This is a genomic window from Roseibium sp. MMSF_3412, assembly GCF_030733265.1.
In the GTDB taxonomy this organism is placed as follows: Bacteria; Pseudomonadota; Alphaproteobacteria; order Rhizobiales; family Stappiaceae; genus Roseibium.
Window position 1 is genome coordinate 1 of sequence record NZ_JASHJI010000008.1, and the last position, 22,115, is coordinate 22,115.

Sequence of the window (22,115 nt, forward strand, 5' to 3'; positions counted from 1 at the left end):
ACCGCGTCCACACCCGGCATCGCAAGCGCCGCGCTCGCATCAATCCCCGTCACCTTCGCATGCGCATGCGGAGACCGGACAAAGGCCGCGTGACCCATCCCCGGAAGAACCATGTCGTCCGTATAACGGCCCTTGCCGGTTATGAAGCGCTTGTCTTCCTTGCGAAGCGCACGTGCGCCAATCCCCTCTATCGCCATCTTCTCTCTCCCAAAACCTAAATCCGGAAACCCTCACCGGCCATCAGCGCCCGCTCCTCCAGAGCTGCTCCGGCCTGCCGGTCCCCGCGTCGCAAAAACCCGGAAAAACCGTGCTCAGAACAAACCCAAAGACCCTATTCGGCCGCCTGCGCCATACCCGCCATCTGGTCCGACGCCGCCTTGATCGCCTTCACAATGTTGTGGTAGCCCGTGCACCGGCAGATGTTGCCCTCAAGCTCATCACGGATCGTCGCCTCGTCCAGGTTGCCCGCACCGTGACGGTTGATCATATCAACCGCGCTCATGATCATCCCCGGCGTGCAGAAACCGCACTGAAGACCGTGATGCTCACGGAAGGCTGCCTGAACAGGATGAAGCGAAGCCGCAGACCCGATCCCCTCAAGCGTCACAACCTCAGAACCGGCCGCCTGCGCAGCCAGCATCGTGCACGACTTGACCGCCTTCCCGTCAACATGAACAACACACGCACCGCACTGCGACGTGTCACACCCAACATGCGTCCCAGTCAGACCCCGGACATCACGGATGAAAGATACAAGCAACGTCCGGTCCTCAACATCAGCGGATACAGACTTGCCATTCAAAACAAGCGATACAGTCGACATAAATTCATCTCCCTCGTCAAAGCAGCAATGCGTGGTTGCGTCCTGTTTGTTTTCCTTAAGCGCCCCTCGCCAGTTCTTGTGGCAAGACCATCATCAAATCAATCTGTTGCACGTGGGTCAACTTGCAAGGGCCAGCACCAGAATAAGCACTCCCAAAAGCGCCAGGCCCCAGACCAACGGTCCGCCAAAGGCATTGCGCCCCGCGGCAACCTCCAGATTTTCCTCCGCCTTTTGCAACGTTTCCTCGACCGCGTGCTCGGCCTCCTCGATGGCGTGAAGAACTTCTCCCGGCGCCTCTTCGATCGCTATTCTCTTGGCTTCTTCCGCGACACCGGCATCAAGTTCGTCATCCGCCGAAGCGTCTTCCACCGTAGCGTTTTCCACGCTCGGTTCAGGAGTGCCTCCGACCATTTCGGTAAACTTGCTGAAGAAGTCTTCCGCCATCTTTTTCGCGCTTGAATCCACCAGGCGGCTGCCGAGCTGTGCCAGCTTGCCGCCGACCTGGGCCTTGGCTTCGTAGGTGAGCACGGTTTCCTCACCCTCTTCCGACAGCTTGACGTCCGCCGAGCCCTTGGCAAACCCGGCAACGCCGCCCTTTCCTTCACCCACGATCGTGTAGCTCTCCGGCGCGTTGATGTTCTCGAGCGTCACGGCGCCCTTGAACTTGGCCTTGACCGGTCCGATCTTCGCTGTCACCGAAGCGTTCATTTCCGTGTCGGATGTCTTTTCCAGGCTCTCACAGCCGGGTATGCACGCCTTCAGAACTTCGGGATCATTCAGAGCCTGCCAGACAGCTTCTCTTTTTGCCGGAATACGGTGCGTGCCGTTCATGTCCATCGTGTTTCTCCCTTTCTGCCTTGGCGCAGCCGCAACAGTGGCCGATCGCGCCTGGCGCGTGCAAGCAGTACGCGGATCAGCTCGCATCGCTATGAGAGCCTGCATTGCTTCGAATTTCAATCACTTATCGAGCGAATTACGGAAAAGGCGGCCGCGCGCGCACCGCCTGGCACACCAATCGCCTGCAATCGAAACGAATTCACCGGGATTCTGATTGTCTCAATTCATCCCGTCGCCAGACCCGGACCTTTTGCGCCACTGATGAAGCTGTCCAGGTCCGAACTGGGAAGCGGCTTTGCAAAGAAATATCCCTGAAGAAAGTCACACTGCAATTCCTGCATGATCTTCCTCTGGTCGGCCGTTTCGACACCTTCCGCCGTTATGCTCAAATCGAGTGCCTTGGCGACGGCGATAATCGACCTGACAACCGCCAATGCGTCCGGGTCCTGCTCCATGTTCATGATGAAGCTGCGGTCGATCTTGATCCCGTCCAGCGGCAATTTGCGGAGATAGCTGAAGGACGAATATCCCGTTCCGAAATCATCTATCACCACTTTCGCGCCCTTGTTCCTCAGCCAGGTCAGGAGAGAAAGGGTAACCTGATCGTTGTTCACGAAGAGGCCTTCGGTGACTTCAAACACCAGCCGGTCGAAACCCAGACCGGCCGCAGCCGCGGCGTCCTCGATATCCTTGTAGATCCGGCTGGCCTGCACCTGCCTCGGAGACAGGTTGACATTCAATCTGACGCGATTGGAAAGACCGCGCAGCCCGCTGAATTCTTCAAAGGCGGACCGGAACATCCAGGCGCCGATTTCGATGATCAGCCCGCTTGTCTCCGCGGCCTCGATCATGCGGGTGGTGTTCAACGTCCCGCCCGATGCGGTGCGAAAGCGCATGAGGGCCTCGAACGAAGCAATGCTCTGGTCCGACGCCTGCATGATCGGCTGGTAGTTGAGCGAGAACTCTGCCTGCGCTCCCTTGCCTGTGAGAAGAGAGGCGAGCCGCAATCGCTCGAGCGCCGCTTCCTGCATCAGCGGGTGGAAAACCGCGTGATTTGTAAGCCCTTTCTGCCGGACATCATTCAGCGCAATCGAGGCATGACGCACGATGTCCTCGGCACTGCGCCCGGCCTCGTCCGCCTTTGCGATCCCGCATCTGAGTTTCAGCGAAATCTGGTTTTCGTCGATTGCAATCGGTTCCTGGAAGGCGTCCTCGATCCTTGTGACGATGTCCGGTATTCGGACGCTTGCGCCCCCTTTCAGAAGGATAAGGAATTCGTCCTTTTCCTTTCGAGCAATCGCCAGCGCATCTGGAAATGTCTGCGAAAGCCGGTTCCCGGTCTGTTTCAGAACTGCTCCGGCCTTTTCGTCTCCAATACCATCGACGATGAACCGGAAACGCTGGATGTCACAATGAAGCACAAGCAGAGCGCGTTCGGCGGCGGCCTGGCTCTGGAACGCCTCGACAAAGCCGGAAAAAGTCGATTGTCCGGTGGTGCGATCGACGTAGGCAAGGTTGCGAATATGTTCCAGTAGACCGGTCTTCTCGTAGCCCAGGGCGACATTGGACATGAACAGGCGAATAATCTCCGGTCCGATCTTCTCATGCAGGACCGCAAGCGGCATGCCTATGTAGAGCGCTCCGGACAGTCCGTTTCTGGTGACGAGCGGCAGCGCTACGCCGCGGGAGGTCGAATACTCGGTCCTGTTGGCAATGCACTCCGATACGCATTTGCGCACGAGATCTTCACCGATGACATCGAGTGGCAGATCAAGTTTGTCTTCAAACGCGCCCGAAGCAGCCAGAACACGTGCGCCGGACATGCCGACGGCCCCGGGCTGGGGAAAGGATTCCAATCCGCACAAAAGTCCGTCGATCGGTTCTTCGGCCAGTTCCGAAAAATTCTGGAGGACAACCGTCGCGAATTCGCCCAGTGCATTTTTCTCGACAATGGCGGACAGCTGCGCATTCAGTTTCTTGAGCCGTTGCCGGTTGGTCTCCAGCGAGAGAACCAGTTTGTAGCCACGCAACGCCGTCACAATCGCCGTGATGAGCTTCGTACGCGAAAGTTCCGCCTTTTCCGCGTAGCCATCGACGTCGAATTTCATGATCACGTCTGTCTGCGGAGCGTAACCCGGTTGCCCCGTCCGCAAGATCAGACGCGTGAAAGTGTTGCCAAGCTCCGATCTGATCCAGCTGACCAGAGCCAGACCGGCCGTGTCGTTCTCCATCACGACGTCGATCAGCGCAACGGCGATATCTTCGTGTTCCGCCAGTATCTCGCGCGCTTCCTGCGCGGACAAGGCGTGTAACAACTGGAATGGACGGTCCTCGAAGTCGCAGCCATCAACAGCGATCCTGGTCACATCGTGAACGTCTGGATCATCATCCACAACAAGGATCTTCCAGGGAGACCTTTCTTCCCGGTGCGCCTGCATTCTGGAGGGTGCCAGAAAATCCATGCTCATCTACGGCACCTGTATTCCTGTTTCCGGCTTGCCCGGCTCCGGTGTCCTGAAGGGGATCTCGATTGAGAACTCCGTGCCAGAGCCGACCTTTGAGACGACCGACATCGATCCGTTCAGGGCCTCGGTGACCAACTGGTAGCAAATGGCCATTCCCAGCCCGGAGCTTCCCTTGCCGAATTTGGTCGTGAAAAACGGCTCAAAGACCTTCTTGAGATTTTTCTCTGGTATTCCCACGCCGAAGTCCTTGCAGCTCAACAGGACTTTTTTCCCGCCCCGATGGTTCAGCACACTTGTTTGAATTTTGATGTCCCCTGTGTTTTGGCCTTCGTATCCATGCTTGATCGCGTTCTCCACGAGATTGGAGAGCACCTGACTGACCGCGCCGGGATATGCTTCGATGACGACATCGGCCTTCAGGTTCAGATCAAGGCTGAATGACGTTTTTTTCAGAGTCGGTTGGAGAGTTGCAAGTGTCTCGCGAACAATATGATCGAAATTGAACGCACGCTTTTTCTCACTCTGTCGGTCGACGGCGACCTGGCGGAAATTTCCGACCAGTTCCCGCGCCCGTCCAAGAGTTTTTTCAATGATATCGGCAGTGTCGCTTATGCGCTGAATCTCTTTTTCAAGAGCTTCCTTGCTCAGTGATTGCTGATCGAGTTCAGTTTTCAGATGGTCCGTGGAATCGTTGATCGTCGTCGCTGCCATGAGCGCATTCCCCAGCGGCGTGTTCAATTCATGCGAGACGCCGGCCACCAGAGCGCCGAGAGCGGCGAGATTGTCCGCCTGTATGAGCTCTTCCTGCACGAGTTTGAGCTGCTCGGTGCGGCGTGCAACCAGTTCTTCCAGATTGGTCTGGTACTCCTGGATCTTCTGCAGGTCGTGATGCCTGCGCTGGACCATCGATTGCAGGCTTGACGAAAGAATGCCGATTTCATCCTCCCGACCCGGCATGAGGACCGTGTCCGGGGGATGCTCAATCAGCCGCGGCGTCGAGAGATAGGCAACAATGTCCGTGAGAGGACGTCCGATCAGCCGCTTGAAAACCGTCCTGATGACAAACGTGAGCAAGAGCAGATAAACAACGATAGCCGCGACAATGTAACCGACCGTTGCAAAGATCTCCTGCGAAATCGTGTTTCTGTCGAGCAGGATGAAGACTTGTCCGATCGCATCCTTGTGCAGGATCGTGCTCGGCGATTGCAGGGTATAGGAGAGCGCTTCCGCGCGGCGTATCCCGGCAACGGGGTCGCCGAAGTTTCCCGTATCGGGTGTCTCGACCCAGACGCGCTCCACCACTTCAAGACTTTCCAGGCCTCGGATCAGTTGAAGCGTTGCTTCGGCGTTGACTGTCCAGATGGCTCTTTCGAACGGACGTTTCGTGGCTTCAAAGAAGGCCTCTGTCACACGGATCGCCCGCGCATGCGATGCATCCCACGTGATCTTTGTCAAAACCCCTATGAAGATGATACCGAGCAGCGCGAACAACCCGAGCGTATAGAGAATAAACGTCCGGGACAAACTGACCCGGCCCGTTTTCTTCGGGGCATATGGCAACGACGCACTGCCGCTAACAGTCAAGACGCCTACCTCTAACCTGGACGTGACGCTGTCTGGAATTGGAATTTGGCGCCGGCCCGGTCGTGCACCCGCTTTCGCAGGAAAATCACAACTCGCACAGCCTGGCCTCGCCCCAACCACCAATTACAGATTTTGCTTAGGTTTTCTAAATTTTCCATAAAAATCAATTGTAAATTAAAACAGTTTAACCTGTCTTTTCTACATATCCAGACTTTCCCCGATAGAAATAGCGGCAACCTACTTTTCGAGTAACGCCGGACTATTGGTACTTCTTTCAAAATGGCATGAAAGCAATCGTTTTTTACAAATGCCATTGAACAAAAATAATAAAAAACACTCAGGAAGATGAAATTTATCTGAGTGATTTTCTGAGTAAATCATGTATACTTTATGCAAGGTCTTGCTCAAGGCCCGATGCTATTGAGCGTTTGCTTCGATCAGCCGAGTAGGCACGATGAAAGAAGACGACGGACTTCGCTTCGAACTGCCAGACAAGTCTCTAACGGCCCTGCCGACCGGGGCGGTCAAGGACACGGTCGAGCGTTTGGGGCACAAAATCGTACTTGGCGGGTATCCTGTCGGCGATGTTCTTCCCAAGGAGGACGAACTCGTTGCAACGCTCGATGTGTCCCGGACTGTCATTCGCGAAGCCGTCAAGGTGCTTTGCGGCAAGGGACTGGTCCGCACGGCACGGCGCTACGGCTCCAGGGTCAGTCCCTTCACGGACTGGAACCTACTGGACCCGGACGTCATACGCTGGCACAAGCCCGACTGCCCGATGACCCCGACGATCCATGCCGATGCGATGCAGTTGAGATCCATCTTCGAGCCGGAGGCCGCAGCACTTGCAGCGATACACGGGTCGAACGATCAGCATGACAGGATCCTGCAGGCAGCACGAAAGATACATACGGATTACGGAGAAGAGGCAATGCTTGGCGCGACATTCGCCTTTCACTCCACGATCCTGCAGGCCACCGGAAACCTGATGCTCGCGCATTTTCAGAACGTGATCCATGCGATTCTCGTGTCATCGCGCACCACGGACGATAACGCTTCGCCGGAAGACCCCGTTCCCAGGGAGCACCACATCGCGGTCGCCCAGGCGATCAGGTCGCATGAGCCGGAGGTGGCAAGGCAACGAATGCGGGATCTTCTCGCCAAGCATTGATTGCACGCCAATCCGGCCCGAGACAGTCCCGACAGAGACCTGCTGCACATTCCAACAAAGAAAGAGGGCGTCGCGCCCACGCCTTCCACGTGGAGCCCGGGACACTCGGTTCCGCCGTCCAAACCATCGATGTTCGGGATCGGGTCAGGTTGACACCAGCGTGCGAACCAATCCGCTTTCAGGATCTTCCAGCGCATCGATCACGTCAAAATGGTGTTTGCCGGGTTCAGCATGAAACCGCGTCCCTGGCCACGCTTCAGACAAGAGCCTTGATTGACGCACGAATTCGGGACGCTCCTGCGCTCCAACCCAGGCGGTTACGGGACAATCCGTTATTTTCGCCCGCAGTGCCGGGCTCTCTTCGGCCGCACCCGTCTCGGTCAGGGAAAACGATGCGTTCATCTGGGTTCTGCGCAATGGCCTCAAGTCATGAAGCCCACTGATCGAGACGATAGTTTCAAGTCGTTCCAGGGTTCTCTCATCAAGCGGCGTGTCGTCGCAGACCATTCGGGTCACCAGATGTCCACCCGCCGAATGACCGGCGAGACGAACCGGTCCGTCACAACGCTGTGCTGCAAACATTACCGCTGCACCGATCTGTTTGGTGATGTCGCCGATCCTGACGGTTGGTGCCAGGTCATAGCTGGGCAGACAGACGGTCCAGCCCTGTCTTAGCGCACCTGTCGCGAACTGCGACCAGAAACTCTTGTCAAAGCGAAGCCAGTAGCCACCGTGAACAAAGATCACCAGCCCACGCGACGTGCCCTGCGGAAAAAAGAGATCAAGTTTCTGGCGATCCGAAACACCGTAGGCCGCGTCCAGCGACGAATCCGGCCACCCTGCCCTGAAGTCCCTTGCTGCCCGCGCCCACCTGTCCGGGTACCCGGCTGCGCCGGGGATATGGGCCCCGTTGGCATAAGCGTCGTCCCAGTCCTTGATATCCGCATCCGTCATGAAAAGTCCTGCATGCAATGAATCGCCCGGCTGCATGGTTGCACAAAAAATGTCTTTCGTAGAAGGCAGCGTTGCCTCTCCGGCTTGTCAAGCAAGGTATCACCGGCCTAACGTCGCTCCACAACTTCAATGCCGGACAACAGTCGATCCATGATGCAGCGCTGCTCCAACCGCGTCCCGAATCTTTCACACTACCTGACCAGGAACACAGCGCGGTGGCCGCAACGCCCCGCACTTCACTGGAAAGACAGGACTTGGGGCTGGGCTGAACTGGATCAGCGGGTGTCCGCACTCTGCTGCGCTTTGCACAATGACCTCGGTATTGCGAAGGGCGATGCAATCCTGGTTCAGGCGCAAAACTCGAACCAGATGGTCGAAACCATGCTTGCCGCATTTCGACTGGGCGCCGTCTGGGTTCCCTGCAATTTTCGCCAGGCACCGGGCGAAACCGCCTTTGCCAGCCTCAAGTCCAACGCGAGGGTATTCGTCTGCGACGCCGAATTCAGGGATCAGGCCGAAGCGGTCAGACTGGAAAGACCGGACCTCAAAGGCGTTGTCACAATCGGCGAAACCGACTTCGGGCTCGACTATGAAGGCCTGGTTTCCGCGCATGCCGGCTCCCAATTCGTCAATGAACCCGTTGCCTATGACGACCCCTGCTGGCTCTTCTTTACTTCTGGATCCACCGGACGTCCCAAGGCGGTTGTCCTGACCCACGGCCAGATCGGCTTTGTCGTCGTCAACTATCTGGCCGATCTCATGCCCGGAACGGGAGAACAGGATGCCTCGCTGGTCATTGCTCCGCTTTCCCACGGGGCCGGCCTTCAGTTGATTGCTCAGCTTCCGGTCGGAACGGCTCATGTGCTGATGCCCGGCGGCGGCTTTAGTCCGGCCGTCGCGTTTGAACTGATCGAACAGCACCGGGTAAGCAACCTCTTCACCGTTCCAACGATCGTCAAACGCCTGGTGGAAGACCCAGCCGTGGACCGCTACGATCATTCGAGCCTGCGTCACGTGATTTACGCTGGTGCGCCGATGTACCGGGAAGACCAGAAAAACGCGCTTGAGAAACTTGGAAACGTGCTGGTTCAGTATTACGGCCTTGGAGAAGTGACCGGAAACATCACGGTCCTGCGCCCGCAGGATCATTCGCTGGAGGATGGACCGCAAGCCCGGGCCGGAACCTGCGGCACGGAGCGCACCGGCATTGAAGTCAGCATTCAGGACGACGACGGCAACCTGCTGCGGCCCGGAGAAACCGGTGAAGTCTGCGTGGTCGGTGCGGCAGTCTGCGCGGGATATCTCGAGGATGAGGCCGCCAACTCGAAATCATTCCGCAATGGCTGGTTCCGCACGGGCGATATCGGCCACATGGATGAAGAACGGTTTCTCTACCTCACCGGACGGGCGTCGGACATGTACATTTCCGGCGGCTCCAACGTCTATCCCAAGGAAATAGAGGAAGTTTTGCTCGCGCATCCGGATGTTTCCGAAGTTGCAATTCTCGGCGTCCCGGACCCTCAATGGGGGGAAATCGGACTGGCCGTTTGCGTTGCAAACACGGGGAAAACCGTAACCGAGGCGGAACTGTCGACATATCTGTCCGGCAAGATCGCCAGATACAAGATGCCCGCGCGCTATCTTTTCATCGAGGAAATGCCGACGAGCGCCTACGGAAAGATCACAAAGAAACTGGTCAGGGAGCATTTGCAGGAAAAGGGCCTGATATGAGACGGGCGGCACCGGAGCGTTTGTCGGACATCAGGCATCCCGGCCCCCGGAACGCGGAAAGACTTCCACACCGGCTCTGCAACGCAGAGAAAGTTTCGATCGGCCTACGGCCAGGCTCGATGCTCCTGGAAGCACTGGCGCACTGGATCGAAGTCCAAGGATATGAGTCCGCCGTCCTTGATCTCGCCGGCCTGGCCCTGTCCCCGTTCGATTACGTCATGCCGGACAGAGCAGTCGATGACCGGCACGCTGCCTGGTACAGCGACACCAGGCACTCAGCCGGAGTTACCCTCTCCGACGCGGTCGCCATCGTTGGACACAGGGACGGCCAGTGTTTCGCGCACATCCATGCATATTGGACACATAAGGGTGAGGAACACCTGGGCCACCTCCTTCCCGAAACGCTGCAGATCGGCGCTGAAGGTGAGGTCAGCGGTTATGGAATAAAGGGCGCACAATTTGTCTCCCGACCGGATCCTGAGACGGAATTCACACTTTTCAGAACCGCCGGGCCGGCGCAAGCCGAACCCGGTTTGCCCGCCAACGCGCTGATTACCACACTTGCCCCCTTCGAAGATCTGCCGGCGAGCGTGCAGAGCCTGAGAAAAAAGCTCGACGTACCCGCGGTCAAGGTTGTGGGACTGGGCAGTCTCGCAGGCGCTTCTTTTGCAGACGCTGCCCCCATGCGCGGGCTCATTTCGGAAATACTTCTGCTGCGGGAATGCCGTGCGCGGAGTGACGGGCTGATCAACCTGCCGATACGGTGTGTCGACCTTGATGGCAACTTGCACGCCGGACATTTGCGCACCGGATCGGCCCCGACACTGATTACTTGCGAGCTCCTTTTAATCGCAGACGCGTGACCTCGACCGCTCATTCATTTACAGCAAGGGCGAAACCCATTTGTGAGCGGCCTGCGTGCGTTGACGCGCGAAACAATGCAAATACGTAGTACCACATACTATATTGAGTTTTCTGCGCATACATTTAAAGCAAAATAATAGTATTTGCTTATATTTTAGGCGTAACTGTTATTTTTAACAAGTCCGTTTCAATATATTTTTATTTACTCATTTTCCTTTTTGACTTGTGAACATGGCGGTGTTTTGAGAATTGACGCCATCGAGTCAAGTACACGACAGAATCTCAAGGTCGTGTCACCCTGATAGGAAACACCAGATGTCAGAAGAAACCGAAGTTTTTGAGTCTCGGCTGCGCTTTGCACATATCGATGACGGGGTTGTGGCCGGTCTCCGGGCTCTTTGGCCCGTAATTGAAGAAAACATCGATGAAATACTGACCGAGTTTTACAACCACCTGCGACAGTTTCCGGAAATGGCCGGAATGGTGGGAGAACAGCAGAACCGCCTGGAAGAGGCGCAGAAGACGCATTGGGAGAAGCTTTTCAATCAGGGCTTCGATCAGGATTACGTTGAAAGCATAAATCGCATCGGACGTGTCCACAGCCGGATCGGTCTGGATCCCAGGTGGTACATCGCAGGTTACAAATTCGTACTCGTCAGGCTGCAGGGTCTGCTTGTCAGGAAGTACCGGTTTTCACCCGCCCGGCTTTCCCGGTCTCTGCAACACGTCACGAGCGCTGTCATGTTGGATCTGGACATGGCGATCTCAACTTATCAGGCGCTTCTCATGGAGGCGCAGGAACGCAGGACGCATGAACTCAACGCCGCAATAGACGTGTTCCAGTCTTCGGTCGCAGAACCGCTTCACCACATCGGGGCCAAAGCAGGCACTGTTGCCGGAGATGCGGCTCAATTGCAGGACGTGTGCGGATCGGCAAAAACGGAAACGGGTTCCGCGAACACGATCTCGCAGGAGACCGGTCTCAACGTTCAGACTGTCGCCTCGGCGACCGAAGAACTGTCAGCATCCATACTGGAAATATCCAAACAGGTTACAGGAGCATCACAAATAGCAAACCAGGCGCGCAGCAACGCCGAAAGCACAAGCGGCGAAGTTGAAAGCCTCTCTGGGGCCGCCCAAAAAATCGGCGATGTGATTGGCCTCATTCAGGCAATTGCCGAACAGACAAACCTGTTGGCGCTGAACGCGACCATCGAAGCCGCTCGCGCGGGTGACGCGGGCAAGGGTTTTGCGGTCGTCGCGGCGGAAGTGAAGGAACTGGCGACGCAAACGTCAAAAGCCACCGAGGAAATCAGTCTTCAGGTCGCTGAAATACAGGGCGCAACCACAAATGCCGTCGACTCCATCGGTACGATTGCGGAGGTCGTCCGCCAGCTTGACGAAATGACCGCATCGATCGCTGCTGCCGTCGAACAGCAAGGGGCGGCCACCGGCGAAATATCCGCGAGTGTGCAGACCGTCGCGGATGGTGCCTCAATTCTTGCAGGAAACATTTCCGGCGTTCAGCAGGCGATCGATTCGGCGGATGCAACAAGCACGACCTTCCTCTCCGCTGCAACGGAGATGGAACAGAGCGTCGAGACGATTTCGTCGGAGATCAGCGGGTTTTTCGACAAGGTCAGGCAGATAGGTTGACGGTAGGCTCGGACGGCTGGCTGCGTGAGTCTTTGAAGCTCTGCTCCCACGGAAATTCACGCAGCACCGGCTCCCGGACCCTGATAGCGGAACACACGCTCCATTGTGGCTCCCTGAAATGATCTGCGTCTTGCCGCGCATCGGTCAGGGTCGATTGAGAAGGCAAGCTCACGCTTGAGCCCCCCAAAAGATCCGGAGTCGGCATCGACGCGCCGATACCCGCAACGGGCATTGTTCACGCAGCCTTCTATCTGACATTCGATGCGTAATCGGAGGTAAACTGGAAGCGGTCAAGTCCTCAGCGAAGGCCGACATTAGCATTCGAGATCAGACCGAGTTCGTAGGCGATCGCAATCATCTGGGTCTTGTTCTGGGCATGCAGTTTGCGATTGAGCGATGCAATGTATCCGGCGACGGTCGATTCCGCGACGCCGAGTATCGTGGCGCATTCCGAAGAGGTCTTGCCGCGGGCCGACCATACCAGGCATTCGATCTCCCTTGTGCTGAGGACAAGCCGTTCGCCAAGATCGCCCATAAGTGCATAAAGACGTGAGAAAATGTGCTGGCTGATCAGATGTAAAGTTGCCATTTCGGCAGGCGACGGCAGCGGCCGATTGCCGGCAAAACCGATGGCACCCCGGCGACCGGTTTTGTCATGGCATCCGAAATAGATGCCCCGTGTCATTCCGTGCTCCAGGAACAGGTTGATCGCCTTGTCTCGCTCATGTGCCGGCCTGTCGATTCCATGCGCTTCGAGGTCATACTCGACAGGAACGTCCGTATTTCGCAACGCGGCGATAATCGGACTGTTTTCCAACAGTTTCAGCCTGTCATAGGCGGTCAGCAAGGCACCGCTCCAGTTGGATGCCACAATGCTGGGCCGAATGTTCTCGTCCGTTACCTGGGGCAGAAACAGAACGACATAACTTGCGAACTTGAGATCCTGAGCAATGCGGCGCAGCTTCGCATACAGCTCAGAAGGATTTTTGACTGCGTTGACGGAGCTGTAAAGCTCGGAAAAGTAGCCCGCATTATCTACAGTTGCATCCGTCACGACAGCTTTCCGGACTGTATTTTTTATCGTCATTTAACTCAATTCCGCCAGCAAACGGGCAAGACTGGCGCGCCTACCCCTTGATGCCGAGTAGCAAGACAAATCTTAGTGTTTTGTTCCAACGTAGTACCGGCCATGGACACTGCAGGGAACGCCGCACCACACACAACTGACAATTGCATGACTTGTTCCGTCGTGTAAAACAAATTGCCCCACAATCAACACGTGGTTGGCCGCACCGGCCACCGTTAGCGAACGCACTTGCATCTCTTCGCGGAACGCAGGAGCACTTGAGCCGTGATGGACAGCACGTCGCCAGGGCGACACCGGCCTCCGCCCCTGCTCAATACCTGGAACGTTATGCGCGAGTGGCAGTGTCGCATTCCGCAGTGTGAAGAACAGTAAGAGAACATTTACCCTTGCAGAACACAATAGGAACAGGTACTGTGTTCTTGATTTGTACCAGCCCCCTATTCGTGGTCAGGGAGAGCCAAAGATGCTCACGCGCAAGCAGTATGAACTGCTCATGTTCATTCACGAACGTCTCAAGGAAACCGGCGTTCCGCCTTCATTTGACGAGATGAAGGATGCACTGGACCTGCGATCCAAATCGGGTATTCATCGCCTGATCACCGCACTTGAGGAACGTGGCTTCATCCGGAGGCTGCCGAATCGGGCTCGTGCAATGGAAGTGGTCCGCCTCCCCGACTCGATCGCGCCGGGCCTGGGAACGCCACGGCCACGCGGCAGCTTCTCGCCTGAGGTCATTGAAGGCTCGCTGGGCAAACAGGAACCGGAGCGCACTGTCCCGGTACAGTCCGACACAGGAACGGAAATTCCCGTCATGGGACGCATTGCGGCAGGTGTCCCCATCGAGGCGATCCAGACGCACAGTCATTCAATCAGCGTTCCGCAAGAGCTTCTGGGAAAAGGCGAGCACTATGCGCTTGAAGTGCGTGGCGACTCGATGATCGAAGCCGGGATCTTGGATGGTGACACGGTCCTCATCCGCAGAACCGAGAGTGCGGACAGCGGCGACATTGTTGTCGCGCTGGTTGACGAAGAAGAAGCTACCTTGAAGCGTTTGCGCAAGAAAGGCGCTTCGATTGCGCTCGAGGCTGCAAACCCGGCCTACGAAACCCGGATCTTCGGTCCAGGCAGGGTGCGCGTTCAAGGACGTCTCGTCGCGCTTTTCAGGCAATATTGAACGGGCAGCAAGCCCTCTCCCCGCCTGTGCCGGTTTCATGAAGCGACACATTGAGGGAACGATGCCGAGATCGCTTACCTCAGCGAAGCCCGCGTAACGGTTCCCTGCCGATGCCAGGGACGGGGAACCTTTTCGATCGCAAATTCGATTCTGGTGATGCCGGTCAGCCCACTCCCCCCGTTGTAGTCTCCTGCAGCGCTTCCTTCGGGTGAAAAGGGAGTGCTTTCCCGGGGCATTACCGAGAGCCAGAGAGATATAGCGCCTCTGTTCTGGCGAAGACGCGTGTCGAATACGAGAGGGGCCGAACATCGACTGGATACGATCAAATCGCTCACGATTAGGTCAGCGTAGCGACAGTCCTGATCCAGCGCTTCCTGTGTCTTTGTCAATGCGATCCTCAGCGGCCTGACCGGTTCCCCGGCATCCCGAAAAGCCTGCATGCGCGCGTATGCTTCCGCAACGCAGCCAAGCTTGTCACACTCAAATTGAGGCGATTTGATCTTGTGCGACTTGATCCTGGACCGAGAAACACCCTCTGCCTGATACCAGGACTCGGTCTGAAAGGTTTCCTGTCGACCGGACCACTTGAGATTTCCACTCTGGTCCCTGACTGCGATGCGATGACCGGATGCCGCGATTTGTACGTCCGGCGGAGATGAGACCTGAACAAGACCCATCCCAAGTGCGAACGGCAACACTGCCATGATGCGGGCCTTGCCCCTGAACAAAAGGAAAGCAAAGAGGGATGTCACGAATGCGAGCATCTCGATCGCCGTGATCCGGGCGATCACGCCGCCACCTCCGTCCAGTTCTGCGACAAAGGTTGCGATCTGCAGAAGAAGGCGCAGCCCGAATGCCATGACAGAAAGCGGGAGCGCCGCCAGGCCGAAAGGCATCAGAACAAACGCGAGAACGCCCATCGGCATGACCAGGAGCGAGAAAACCGGCATTCCGAGCATGTTGCCGACAACACCAAGAGGCGCGACACGGCCGAAATGGTGTGCCGCGATGATCCCCGTCGCCGTGCCGGCCACAAGAGCGGTGACCAGCAGCCCCAGAAGCCATTTGCCGGCTGCTCTGGCGAGACGGGCTTTCCAGTCGCTCTGAAATGACCCGGGCGCAACACCTTGTCCGGAACGGTCGCGCCAGGCTTCATAAACCGCGACCAGACAAATGACCGCCGCAAACGACATCTGAAAACCGGGATGAAACAGGCGTTCCGGTGCCGTAGCCAGAAGCAGGAGCGCCGCAAGCGCAACACTGCGGACCGTCAGTCCCCTGCGACCAACCAGGATGCCCAGAAAGACAAGCGCGATCATGAGGAAAGATCTTTGCGTTGCGATCGCTCCACCCGAGACAAGCAGATAGAATATGGCGGCAAACAGCGCTGAGGCTGCGGCAAACTTGTGAATCGGCTGGCGAAGGCTGAGAGGCGAAAAGAGTGACAGAAGGAACAGGACCGCAGCGTAGGCACCCCCGGCGAAAAGCGCCATGTGGAGACCCGAAATCGCGAGGATGTGTGCCAGTCCGGCCGCACGCAGATCCTCTTGATCACGTTCGGAAATCGCACCGCGGTCACCGACGAGAAGTGCGACCGCAAGAGCGGCTTCCGGAGCGTTCCCGAGATCGGTCCTGATGCGTGCTGCCAGACTGTCTCTGAGAGATTGCACCAGAGCTGCCATACGCAACGCAAAAGCGGCTTCATCCTCCTTGACGACGAGAGGCTCACCAAAGCTGAAACCCGTCGCACCTATTTGGGAGAAATAGGCATGGAAAGAAAAATCGTATCCGCCGGGCGTGACGGGACCGGCGGGTGGAAAAAGACGCCCGCGCACCTGCACCTTGTTGCCAATTGCAGCAGACGCTTCGCGCGGTACCCGGATCCGGATCCGTGCGGGAAAATCGACATCGTTCACCGAGAGGTCGTTGACCGTTTCCACGCCGACAACCAGCCGGACACCGTTCGGCCGCACGAGACGTTCAAGCACACGTCCGCTGAGATCCACCGTCATTTCATGTGCCAGACGCGGCGTCTCGACATAGGCCGAGCGGATCGCGGACAACGTTCCCCCCGCCCAGAAGGCCAGCGCCAACAGGACAAATGGTGTCAGGCCCCTTCTGCGGTGCTCCAGAAAGGCAAATCCCGACAGAGCCAACAGGATAACCGAGAGAAGCTGCCAAGAAGGTTCTGACGGCAACAGCACATAGACCACGATCCCGGCGGCGAAAGAAAAACTCATCCACAGCAGCGCCCGGTTTTCCCAGGCGCTGTCTGGTGCCAAACTGTCGCTGCTTTTTCCAGCAAACGAAAAGAACGTGTGAACGGAGCGCCTGGAAGTGCCCGGGTTGCGGGCTTTGCGCCCAGGTTTTACGACAGGATCAAAGGAACTTGGCGCGTTTTTCAACACGTTTTCGGGTATTTTGACGTTGCTTTCCCCGTCATTGCCCGGCATGGACAAACCATTGGCGCCGAACAGGCGGAAGAAACAGCTCGAGCACTGTTTTGCCCCGTTTTCCTGTGCTAAGACCGCGCCACATTGAAGGCGCACCCCGCGCTGCTCATCTGATAGAGACTTTCAAAAAAAGCACCATGGCACAAGAGATCGTTACGCGCTTCGCGCCTTCCCCTACCGGCTACCTCCACATTGGCGGTGCTCGCACGGCCCTGTTCAACTGGCTTTTCGCCAAACACAACAATGGAAAGATGCTGCTGCGGATCGAGGATACGGACAGGGCGCGATCAACCGAGGAGGCTGTCGACGCCCTGATAGATGGTCTCACGTGGCTCGGGCTGGATTGGGAGGGCGATCCGATCTCGCAGTTCTCGCGCGTCGATCGGCACAAGGAAGCGGTTGCGCAGATGCTTGAAAGCGGCAACGCCTACAAGTGTTACAGCACACCTGAAGAAATCGAGGCCATGCGCGAAAAGGCCCGTGCAGAAGGCCGTCCTCCAAGATATGACGGCACCTGGAGAGACCGGGATCCCTCCGAAGCACCCGAGGGAATTGATCCTGTCGTTCGGCTTCGGGCACCGAGCGAAGGTGAAACGGTCATCGACGATCAGGTACAGGGGCGGGTTGTGATCCCGAACAAGGATCTCGACGATCTCATCCTGCTGCGCTCCGACGGGACCCCGACCTACATGCTCGCAGTCGTGGTCGACGATCACGACATGGGTGTCACACACATCATACGCGGCGTTGATCACCTGACCAACGCGGCCCGGCAGACGCTTATCTTCAAGGCACTGGGCTGGGACACGCCGGAAATGGCGCACATTCCGCTCATTCATGGTCCCGATGGCGCAAAACTGTCGAAGCGGCACGGCGCAACGGGCGCCGAAGCCTATCGCGCCCTTGGCTACCTGCCCCAGGCCATGCGGAACTACCTCGCGCGGCTCGGATGGAGCCATGGCGATGAGGAAATCATGGCGCTTGACGACATGATCAAGTGGTTCGGACTTGACGCGGTTGGACAGTCCGCCGCCCGCTTCGATTTCAAGAAGCTGGAAAACTTGAACGGCCACTATATGCGCTCGACCGACGACGCCGAGCTTCTCGGTCATTGGAAGACATATCTGAACCACGTTGACGAAGGCAGCGCTGTCCTTGCCTGGCTTTCGACAGGTGACAACGAAAAAACCGCGCTTGCCGCGTTGCCCGGCTTGAAGGAACGGGCCAAGACACTTGTAGAACTGACGGAAAGCGCATCTTATCTCTGGCGTCAGAGACCGCTGGACCTGGATGAAAAAGCGTTGAAGATTCTCAATGACGACGCAAAGTCGATCCTTCGCGAGCTGCATTCCGTTCTTGAACCGGTATCGTCCTGGACGGCGGATGCCCTCGAAACTGCGGTTAAGTCCTTTGCCGAACAAAAGGATCTGAAGCTTGGAAAGGTCGCACAGCCCATTCGCGCCGCCCTGACTGGGCGCGGCACGTCACCGGGCATCTACGACGTTCTGGTGGCTCTGGGCAGAGCGGAATCGCTTGCGCGGATCAACGACCAAGCGAACTGATCTCTTTGCCGGCACCTGTGCACCCTGGCAATCCGCAGAAGGTGCGTTCACGCGCGGTCGAGTTGATCCGCGCAGTGGCGGGCCGCCGCTCGGGCGTCTTTGACCAAAGCGTTATACCGGGCTGCTTGCGGCACTGCGGTAAATGGGCTACGCAAGACGCGAAAATTTCTCAAGTGCCGTCCGGTGCGGGCTTTGCGTGATCGCGATCAAGCCTGTCCCGAACTGCACATCAGGATAACACGAAGGGGTTTCTGTATGGCCGAAAACAACGCCAAGCTAAACGTTGGTGGTGGCGACCACGACTTCAACGTTCTTGACGGATCCATCGGGCCGTCAGTGGTGAACATCTCGTCCTTGTACAAGGACACGGGCATGTTCACCTATGACCCCGGTTTCACGTCAACCGCCTCCTGCGAATCCAAGATCACTTACATTGACGGCGACGAAGGTACGCTTCTTTACCGCGGATACCCGATCGAGCAGCTTGCCGATCATGGCGATTTCCTGGAATCCTGCTATTTGCTGCTCTACGGTGAGTTGCCGACAAAGGTTCAAAAAGACGATTTCGTAAATCGTGTGACCTATCACACGATGATCCACGAACAGATGAACCGGTTCTTTTCCGGTTTCCGACGCGACGCCCACCCGATGGCCATCATGGTCGGAACGGTCGGTGCCCTGTCGGCCTTCTATCACGACTCAACGGACATCACCGATCCGCACCAGCGCATGGTCGCTTCGCTTCGCATGATCGCGAAGATGCCGACCATCGCCGCCATGGCTTACAAATATCACATCGGCCAGCCGTTCGTTTACCCGCGCAATGATCTTGGCTACGCGGCCAACTTCCTGCATATGTGCTTTGCAGTGCCGTGCGAGGAGTACAAGGTAAACCCTGTTCTCGCCCGCGCCATGGACCGCATCTTCATCCTTCATGCAGACCACGAGCAGAACGCGTCCACGTCGACCGTTCGCCTTGCCGGCTCCTCCGGTGCGAACCCGTTCGCCTGCATTGCGGCCGGCATTGCCTGCCTCTGGGGGCCCGCGCACGGCGGCGCCAACGAAGCAGCGCTGAACATGCTGTCCGAAATCGGATCGGTCGACAACATCCCCGAATATGTCGAGCGCGCGAAAGACAAGGACGACCCGTTCCGCCTCATGGGTTTCGGGCATCGCGTCTACAAGAACTACGATCCGCGTGCGCGCATCATGCAGAAGACCACGCACGAAGTGCTGGGCGAACTTGGCATCAAGGACGATCCGCTTCTCGACGTCGCGATCGAGCTCGAGAAAATTGCCCTGAACGACGAATATTTCATCGAGAAAAAGCTCTACCCGAACATCGACTTCTATTCGGGCATCACGCTTCGCGCCCTCGGCTTCCCGACAACAATGTTCACAGTGCTGTTTGCGCTGGCACGCACGGTCGGCTGGATCGCGCAGTGGAAGGAAATGGTCGAAGATCCGTCGCAGCGCATTGGCCGCCCGCGCCAGCTCTATACCGGAGCGACCAAGCGCGACTATACGCCAATCGACCAGCGCCGCTAAAGCCAGCGCCTGGGACCCAACGCAATACCCCCGGTTTTCCGGGGGTATTTTGATTCAGGTGGCAGCGACTTCGCAGGCCTGAGCATCCTCGCCTGGAACTTATTGATTTCAATAGCTCAGAAAAATCAGCCGGAGACCCGGAACATTCACTTTTTCATCGCCTCCAGAACGACATCAGCGGCCGCTTCACGCTGACTGTGCCCGTCCGGCAACCGCATCAGGTCGTCCAGGCGCGCCAGTTCCGCCAACTGGGCCTTGCGCTCCGGGCTGTCTTCCAGAAGCAGCCTCAGCTCATCTGCGAGCACCGCGGCCTGAACTTCCTCGTCGAGAAATTCCGGTATCGCCTTGTTTCCGAGAATGATGTTGGGCAGCACGAAAGAATCGAAATTTGCCAGTTTCAGGATGCGATTGAGTTCCTTGAGCCGCCGGAAAAACCAGTCCACACGGTAGGCGACCACCATCGGAACACCGGAAAGTGCAAGCTCAAGCGAAACGGTCCCGGAAGCGGCCAACGCTGCGTGGGCACGGCGAAAAGCGGCGTTCTTGGCCTCGAGGCCGGAAACGATGTCCGGTTTGTGTTTCCAGCTGGCAACACCTTCCCGGATCCTGTCTTCCAGATGCGCGACCGCCGGCAACAACACGTCAACATCCGGCATCTCGTCCTTGATCAAGGCGACCGTGTCTCCGAAATCGGACAGGAGCCGGTTGATCTCGCTGCCGCGGCTGCCCGGCAGTACAAGCAGAACCCGCTTGCCTGTATCGAGCGCGCTTCTTTCACCGGCTGAAGGACGCAATTGTGCAAGGTTTTCGCCCAAGGGGTGGCCGACATAATGGGTGCGCGGCCCGCCGAGCCGCTTGTGTACGTCCGGCTCGAAGGGCAGAAGCGCGAGCAGCTCATCCACATAAGCGCTCATTTTCCGGGCCCGCCCGGGCCGCCAGGCCCACACGGACGGCGACACGTAGCCGACGATCGGGATATGTGGTGCCCGTTTCCTGACCCTTTTGGCGACGCTGTGCGTGAAATCCGGGCTGTCGATAATGACCAGGACGGAAGGATCTTGCGCAACCACGGCGTCGACCGTCTGATAGACACGCCGCACAATCAGCGGCAGGCGTGCAAGAACGGCACTCAGGCCCATGACGGAAACATCCGTCATGTCGAAAAAACTGGTCAGACCGAGCGACGTCATCCGCTCGCCGCCGACGCCGCAGTACCGCACTTTGGAGTTCAGCCTGACATTGATCGCCTTCATCAGCTCCGAACCCAGCTGATCGCCCGACTCCTCACCTGCCACAAGGCAGATCATCGGCGCGGTCTCAGTCATCGACCGGCTCATCCGAGATCAGAGCCCGGTCAATCCCAACCACGAAAAGACCCGCCTCGTCAGCCTTTTTCAGCGTATCGTTCTTGTCGGCAATCAGGGCCCCTTGCGCTTCAACCGCGATCCCGGCAAGACCGGCGGAATGTGCAAGATCGATTGTCCTTGGTCCGACGGTCGGCAGATCGACACGCAGATCCTGGTTGGGCTTGGCCGTCTTGACGAGAACCCCTGCCCGCCCGCGCGCGCGCACACGGCCGCTGGACTTCAATTCGGCACAGCGCTGCAGCATGGCGTCGGTGCCCTCTGCCCCTTCAAGCGCAATTACGCGGTCACCGACAGCGACTGCCGCCTGACCGATATCAAGTTCCCCCAGGCGCCTTGTCGCCTCGAGCGCGAGCTGAAGATCGCGCCAGTCGGCCTTCGAAGGTTTGACCCGCCCGAGAACTCCACTGGATGCCAGGAGCTGCGGTGCTACATCCTTGATACCCACGACGAGAAACCCTTCCTCTTCAAAAAGACGAATGACCTTGGTCAGAAGACTGTCATCTCCACCTGCGAGTGCCCTTATGATGGCCGGCAGTCTTTTCAAGGTGCCGAAATCGGCCAAGAAGGACATGAAGTCGGGCCGTCTGGAAACCCCGCCGATAAGCAGAACTTCTTCGCAGCCGGTCTTGTTCAAGAAGGCATAGAGGCGGCCGATCTCTCCCCATCCGAGCTCCGTATTCGCCTTGCGTCTGGTTGCCTCGTCGGCCTCGCCCTTGATCGCAATCAGACGATAATCACGGCCGGCCGTTTCCAGCGCATCCGCGATCTGCCGCGGAATCACGCCGTTGCCCGCGATCAGGGCCAGGCGTGCAAACTGCGCATCAGCCCTTTCTGACATT

17 protein-coding genes are annotated in these 22,115 nt (G+C 57.6%); 7 read left to right on the top strand and 10 right to left on the bottom strand.

Features of this window, described 5'->3' with window-relative positions:
* The 5 genes from RBB49_RS15150 to RBB49_RS15170 form a co-directional block, all read right to left on the bottom strand.
* A partial coding sequence (locus tag RBB49_RS15150; protein WP_306143693.1) for a hypothetical protein occupies positions 1-197 on the bottom strand: 197 nt, incomplete at its 3' end.
* Positions 198-331: 134 nt separating this feature from the next.
* On the bottom strand, positions 332-823 hold the full coding sequence (locus RBB49_RS15155; protein ID WP_306143695.1) for a (2Fe-2S)-binding protein: 492 nt from the start codon (positions 821-823) through the stop codon (positions 332-334).
* 117 nt (positions 824-940) lie between these two features.
* The gene (locus RBB49_RS15160; RefSeq protein WP_306143696.1) at positions 941-1,660 is read right to left on the bottom strand and encodes a carbon monoxide dehydrogenase subunit G; all 720 of its coding nucleotides are present in this window, start codon (positions 1,658-1,660) and stop codon (positions 941-943) included.
* 224 nt (positions 1,661-1,884) lie between these two features.
* On the bottom strand, positions 1,885-4,128 hold the full coding sequence (locus tag RBB49_RS15165) for a bifunctional diguanylate cyclase/phosphodiesterase (protein ID WP_306143697.1): 2,244 nt from the start codon (positions 4,126-4,128) through the stop codon (positions 1,885-1,887).
* Complete coding sequence (locus tag RBB49_RS15170) at positions 4,129-5,649, bottom strand: sensor histidine kinase (RefSeq protein WP_306143698.1); 1,521 nt, start codon at positions 5,647-5,649, stop codon at positions 4,129-4,131. It lies immediately after the preceding gene.
* A 514-nt stretch (positions 5,650-6,163) separates the two neighbouring features.
* Here RBB49_RS15170 and RBB49_RS15175 point away from each other — a divergent pair.
* Positions 6,164-6,880 (top strand): FadR/GntR family transcriptional regulator, encoded by a 717-nt coding sequence (locus RBB49_RS15175; RefSeq protein WP_306143699.1) that lies wholly within the window; start codon positions 6,164-6,166, stop codon positions 6,878-6,880.
* Positions 6,881-7,024: 144 nt separating this feature from the next.
* Here the strand turns inward: RBB49_RS15175 and RBB49_RS15180 are convergent, their stop codons facing one another.
* On the bottom strand, positions 7,025-7,834 hold the full coding sequence (locus RBB49_RS15180; RefSeq protein WP_306143700.1) for an alpha/beta hydrolase: 810 nt from the start codon (positions 7,832-7,834) through the stop codon (positions 7,025-7,027).
* Between the two features lie 129 nt (positions 7,835-7,963).
* Between RBB49_RS15180 and RBB49_RS15185 the strand changes: the two genes are divergently transcribed.
* From RBB49_RS15185 to RBB49_RS15195, 3 genes are all read left to right on the top strand, one after another.
* Entirely contained in the window at positions 7,964-9,565 is a 1,602-nt protein-coding gene (locus tag RBB49_RS15185; protein WP_306143701.1) for an acyl-CoA synthetase, read from the top strand.
* 119 nt (positions 9,566-9,684) lie between these two features.
* On the top strand, positions 9,685-10,428 hold the full coding sequence (locus RBB49_RS15190; RefSeq protein WP_306143702.1) for a hypothetical protein: 744 nt from the start codon (positions 9,685-9,687) through the stop codon (positions 10,426-10,428).
* Between the two features lie 316 nt (positions 10,429-10,744).
* The gene (locus RBB49_RS15195; protein WP_306143703.1) at positions 10,745-12,085 is read left to right on the top strand and encodes a globin-coupled sensor protein; all 1,341 of its coding nucleotides are present in this window, start codon (positions 10,745-10,747) and stop codon (positions 12,083-12,085) included.
* A gap of 298 nt (positions 12,086-12,383) precedes the next feature.
* Here RBB49_RS15195 and RBB49_RS15200 read toward each other — a convergent pair whose 3' ends face one another.
* The gene (locus RBB49_RS15200) at positions 12,384-13,139 is read right to left on the bottom strand and encodes a LuxR family transcriptional regulator (protein WP_306143704.1); all 756 of its coding nucleotides are present in this window, start codon (positions 13,137-13,139) and stop codon (positions 12,384-12,386) included.
* 496 nt (positions 13,140-13,635) lie between these two features.
* On the opposite strand from RBB49_RS15200, the gene lexA reads away from it, so the two are divergent.
* Positions 13,636-14,346, top strand: a complete 711-nt coding sequence (lexA, locus tag RBB49_RS15205) for a transcriptional repressor LexA (protein ID WP_306143705.1) — start codon at positions 13,636-13,638, stop codon at positions 14,344-14,346.
* A 74-nt stretch (positions 14,347-14,420) separates the two neighbouring features.
* Here lexA and RBB49_RS15210 read toward each other — a convergent pair whose 3' ends face one another.
* The gene (locus tag RBB49_RS15210; RefSeq protein ID WP_306143706.1) at positions 14,421-16,586 is read right to left on the bottom strand and encodes a ComEC/Rec2 family competence protein; all 2,166 of its coding nucleotides are present in this window, start codon (positions 16,584-16,586) and stop codon (positions 14,421-14,423) included.
* Positions 16,587-16,936: 350 nt separating this feature from the next.
* Here RBB49_RS15210 and gltX point away from each other — a divergent pair, with 350 nt between their 5' ends.
* Together gltX and gltA are read left to right on the top strand one after the other, a co-directional pair.
* Positions 16,937-18,361, top strand: a complete 1,425-nt coding sequence (gene gltX / locus RBB49_RS15215; RefSeq protein ID WP_306143707.1) for a glutamate--tRNA ligase — start codon at positions 16,937-16,939, stop codon at positions 18,359-18,361.
* Between the two features lie 255 nt (positions 18,362-18,616).
* Entirely contained in the window at positions 18,617-19,909 is a 1,293-nt protein-coding gene (gene gltA / locus RBB49_RS15220) for a citrate synthase (RefSeq protein ID WP_306143708.1), read from the top strand.
* A 146-nt stretch (positions 19,910-20,055) separates the two neighbouring features.
* Here gltA and lpxB read toward each other — a convergent pair whose 3' ends face one another.
* Both lpxB and RBB49_RS15230 read right to left on the bottom strand, forming a co-directional pair.
* On the bottom strand, positions 20,056-21,234 hold the full coding sequence (gene lpxB / locus RBB49_RS15225) for a lipid-A-disaccharide synthase (RefSeq protein WP_306143710.1): 1,179 nt from the start codon (positions 21,232-21,234) through the stop codon (positions 20,056-20,058).
* Positions 21,227-22,114: an LpxI family protein gene (locus RBB49_RS15230; RefSeq protein ID WP_306143711.1), complete on the bottom strand. Its 888-nt coding sequence runs from the start codon at positions 22,112-22,114 to the stop codon at positions 21,227-21,229. Before RBB49_RS15230 ends, lpxB begins: the two co-directional genes overlap by 8 nt.
* Between the last annotated feature and the right edge of the window lies 1 nt (position 22,115).

What these genes read in the sequence shown, in the direction of transcription:
- RBB49_RS15155 (WP_306143695.1), bottom strand. Translation starts at nt 823, where the DNA reads ATGTCGACTGTATCGCTTGTTTTGAATGGCAAGTCTGTATCCGCTGAT.
- RBB49_RS15160 (WP_306143696.1), bottom strand. Translation starts at nt 1,660, where the DNA reads ATGGACATGAACGGCACGCACCGTATTCCGGCAAAAAGAGAAGCTGTC.
- RBB49_RS15165 (WP_306143697.1), bottom strand. Translation starts at nt 4,128, where the DNA reads ATGAGCATGGATTTTCTGGCACCCTCCAGAATGCAGGCGCACCGGGAA.
- RBB49_RS15175 (WP_306143699.1), top strand. Translation starts at nt 6,164, where the DNA reads ATGAAAGAAGACGACGGACTTCGCTTCGAACTGCCAGACAAGTCTCTA.
- RBB49_RS15180 (WP_306143700.1), bottom strand. Translation starts at nt 7,834, where the DNA reads ATGACGGATGCGGATATCAAGGACTGGGACGACGCTTATGCCAACGGG.
- RBB49_RS15185 (WP_306143701.1), top strand. Translation starts at nt 7,964, where the DNA reads ATGCCGGACAACAGTCGATCCATGATGCAGCGCTGCTCCAACCGCGTC.
- RBB49_RS15190 (WP_306143702.1), top strand. Translation starts at nt 9,685, where the DNA reads ATGCTCCTGGAAGCACTGGCGCACTGGATCGAAGTCCAAGGATATGAG.
- RBB49_RS15195 (WP_306143703.1), top strand. Translation starts at nt 10,745, where the DNA reads ATGTCAGAAGAAACCGAAGTTTTTGAGTCTCGGCTGCGCTTTGCACAT.
- lexA (WP_306143705.1), top strand. Translation starts at nt 13,636, where the DNA reads ATGCTCACGCGCAAGCAGTATGAACTGCTCATGTTCATTCACGAACGT.
- RBB49_RS15210 (WP_306143706.1), bottom strand. Translation starts at nt 16,586, where the DNA reads ATGAGTTTTTCTTTCGCCGCCGGGATCGTGGTCTATGTGCTGTTGCCG.
- gltX (WP_306143707.1), top strand. Translation starts at nt 16,937, where the DNA reads ATGGCACAAGAGATCGTTACGCGCTTCGCGCCTTCCCCTACCGGCTAC.
- gltA (WP_306143708.1), top strand. Translation starts at nt 18,617, where the DNA reads ATGGCCGAAAACAACGCCAAGCTAAACGTTGGTGGTGGCGACCACGAC.
- lpxB (WP_306143710.1), bottom strand. Translation starts at nt 21,234, where the DNA reads ATGACTGAGACCGCGCCGATGATCTGCCTTGTGGCAGGTGAGGAGTCG.
- RBB49_RS15230 (WP_306143711.1), bottom strand. Translation starts at nt 22,114, where the DNA reads ATGTCAGAAAGGGCTGATGCGCAGTTTGCACGCCTGGCCCTGATCGCG.